This is a genomic window from Bifidobacterium sp. POST2/T3 (B1) (assembly GCF_058197115.1).
This window is the reverse complement of the sequence record NZ_JBVPQK010000363.1, coordinates 1-2,645: the sequence shown is the minus strand read 5'-3', so window position 1 is coordinate 2,645 and position 2,645 is coordinate 1. Positions and strand designations below refer to the sequence as shown.

Annotated in this window: 1 protein-coding gene; it reads left to right on the top strand. The window is 61.0% G+C overall.

Annotated elements, in window-relative coordinates:
- The coding region (locus tag AC0AP0_RS11640) for a DNA polymerase III delta subunit-related protein (RefSeq protein WP_490430582.1) at positions 1 to 2,631 on the top strand (2,631 nt) is incomplete at its 5' end.
- Positions 2,632 to 2,645 lie beyond the last annotated feature (14 nt).

Sequence of the window (2,645 nt, the reverse complement as noted above, 5' to 3'; positions counted from 1 at the left end):
GTGGTGGAGATTGACGCCGCCAGCCACAATGGGGTCGACGATGCTAGGGAGCTTAGGGAGCGGGCAGGTTTCGCCCCTGTGCGTGACCGTTATAAGATCTTCATTTTGGACGAGGCTCATATGGTCACCCAGCAAGGTTTCAATGCCCTGCTGAAGATCGTCGAGGAGCCGCCGGAACACGTCATGTTCATCTTCGCCACTACAGAGCCGGAGAAGGTGATCGGCACCATCCGCTCCCGGACCCACCATTACCCCTTCCGTCTGGTGCCCCAGGAAGTCATGGGGCCTTACTTGGAGGGCATTTGCGAAAAGGAGAACATCAAGGCCGAGCCTGGTGTGCTCAAGCTGGCCATGCGAGCAGGAGGCGGATCGGTGCGTGACACCCTTTCCGTGCTGGACCAGCTCATGGTAGGCGCTGACGAGCACACCATTACCTATGATGCGGCTGTAGCTCTGTTGGGGTTCACTCCTGCCGCACTGATAGCCGAAGCTGTTGATGCAATGATCGCCCACGATGGGGCTGGCCTCTACGGGGTTATTCAAAAGGTGGTCGTCGGTGGGTTTGAGCCCCAGCGCTTCGTTGAGGATCTGCTAGCCCATGTCCGCGACCTGCTGGTTCTCAAACTGGCGGGAGAGCGGGCTGAAAGCGTGCTTAGCGAGGATGCTGACGACGACCAGGTGGCCGATCTGCATCGGCAGGCGGATGCTCTGGATCTGCAGGTCCTGACCAGAATGGCTGACATCATCAATGGTGCACTGGCGGGAATGAACGGAGCCACCTCCCCCAGGATGCGCTTGGAGCTGCTGGCTGCCAGGCTGCTGGCAATTGGCTGCGAGCCTATGGAGCGACCGGCCCCACGGGCGACATCCACTGCTGATGCGGCCCTGGCGCCCGCCCGCAGCGGGTTCATCGGCGCTGACAGATCGCAGCAGAACGGTCGGCCGTCCAGAGCATCCCAGTCTGGGCATGCCGACGAGGCTGATCGCTCTGAACAACCTGGCAGGGTAGGCTCGTCGTCTGCAGCAGCGCCCGTTTCCTTTGCCGGGCCGCAGAACATGGCAGGTTCGCATTCCGATTTCTCTGCTGGCGGACGGCAAGAGCGCGAAGGATGGCCCGCCCATTCCGGCTCAGACTCTGCCCAATCCGAGCACAAGCAAGCACTTTCATCGTTGACTGAGCAGCCGGCGGGGCAGGCTGGATCATCCAGTCCTTCCGGGCCTGCCCGGTCTGCGGAACCGCCTCAGTCTGCACAACCGGAGGCTACGCGAGGACAGGAAACAGAGATCCCGACCGGTACAGAGCTGGATAAGCGCTGGGATGCTCTGGTGGCTGCTCTGCCGGATGAGGTCCGCCAATATGTGGTGCGGGACCGGGTGCCTACCGTGGCCATGAAAGCAGACCCCTCCGGCCGCAAGCGACTGTCTATGACCTTCGACCGTCCACTCAGCCAGCATGCTTTCGCCATGGCCGTGGCTGCGCAGTCGGTTGACGGGGAAACCAAAGTTCCACGTATTGTCATGGTCCGCGCTCGCAAGGAGTTCGGACAGGCCACTATGATCGCCCCATCGGGGACGGCTGCCAACGGCGAGACGGTAGAGTCCGTCAACAAGATGTCTCCCCAGCGTCGGGCAGAGGTCAAGAAGGAGGTGGCTCTGGCGCGGGCTGGCTTGGCCACCATGAACCTTGGAGCGGCGGTCATGCCTCATGCGGCCACGGAGCAAGGGCATGCCCCTAGAGAGATGACAGCCTCGGCTGGTCATCAGGGTGAGACCGGAGCATCGGCGTCGGACGGAAGGTCCACCTCTGGAGAAGCTGCAGGCGACGGAAACTCCGACGACGCTCACCACCCGGTCAGCGGCCCGGTCCAGTCGTTTCCGGAACCGTTGCCGGCGGCAGGCTTTGGCTCAACCGCTTCAACGGTGTTGCCGGACGATGATCCCTGGGCTCACCCCATTCCAGCGACTCATGCGCCACAAAAGACCTGGCAGTCTGGTGAGGGCAGCGACGGGTCCACTATTCAGAAAGACCATGAGTCCAAAAAAGTTGCTCTACCGGACATGAGCGATGACACGGATCCTTGGGCCCTGCCCGATTCCGGAATCACTGCCGCAGCCTCTGGCGGCCAAGGTCGCGGAGCTTCGGATCAGAGGCCTAAAGTTTCAAAGTCGGTTGATTCGTCCGGTCAGGGAAACACATCAGGTGCAGCCTCGGTTTCTGATAGCGGAACCATGGCAACTGGTATCCCAACTTCGTCAGATGCCCAGGGCGACGATCGCGGTTCGGGTATCGCTGGTGACTCGGACGGGTCCGGAATGGTAAAGGTTTCTGGATCTGATGACAGGAGGACGCCAGCAGGCTTCGCTAGCTCGGCCTCCAGTGGTCTCGATCAGGATGGAGCTTCGTCCGCTGTAGCCGCCTCCCAGGATTTGGGACCTTCCGTGGATCCCGAGGACGATGTCTATTCCATGGACGATGCCCGTCTCGGGGCGGATAATGCCATGAACCAGGATGAATTGACCAAAATGTTTGACGTGACCAAGGTGGAGGATTTTGCTGCTGACGACCCTCAGAATCCGATCAACGTCCAAAAGCGCCGGCAGGAACAGGCGCAGCGACAGGGAGGTGAATGATGGCTGCTACCTAT